Origin of the sequence: Vibrio sp. 10N.222.55.C7 (genome assembly GCF_041473335.1) — a bacterium.
Classification (GTDB): domain Bacteria; phylum Pseudomonadota; class Gammaproteobacteria; order Enterobacterales; family Vibrionaceae; genus Vibrio; species Vibrio crassostreae_C.
Window position 1 is genome coordinate 1 of sequence record NZ_JBFRSC010000126.1, and the last position, 442, is coordinate 442.

Below are 442 nucleotides of genomic sequence, written 5' to 3' on the forward strand. Positions count from 1 at the left end.
GCATTGTTTAAGACAATGAGGCTTTAAATTGGAGCGATACATCGGGTTCGAACCGATGACCTCAACCTTGGCAAGGTTGCGCTCTACCAACTGAGCTAGTATCGCATAAGCTAACCGTTCATCTTGTCTGCTAAGAAGCAGCAAATTAACGTTTAACTGTAATGTGGTTGCGGGAGCCGGATTTGAACCGACGACCTTCGGGTTATGAGCCCGACGAGCTACCAAACTGCTCCATCCCGCGTCCGGATGCATTGTTTAAGACAATGAGACTAAACCATTTTCATCTTCAGCATAAAGCGTGAGAGAGAATTTGGAGCGATACATCGGGTTCGAACCGATGACCTCAACCTTGGCAAGGTTGCGCTCTACCAACTGAGCTAGTATCGCATTAGTTAGTCGCTGCTCTTACTGCCTTGGGCAATAGATAGCGCTTAACTGTAAT

The 442-nt window shown here is 47.1% G+C and carries 3 tRNA genes; all 3 read right to left on the reverse strand.

Annotated elements, in window-relative coordinates:
• Positions 1–29 precede the first annotated feature (29 nt).
• A tRNA-Gly gene (locus AB4482_RS22985) sits at positions 30–105 on the reverse strand.
• Positions 106–164: 59 nt separating this feature from the next.
• Positions 165–241, reverse strand: a tRNA-Met gene (locus AB4482_RS22990).
• Positions 242–311: 70 nt separating this feature from the next.
• Positions 312–387: transfer RNA gene (locus AB4482_RS22995), tRNA-Gly, on the reverse strand.
• Positions 388–442 lie beyond the last annotated feature (55 nt).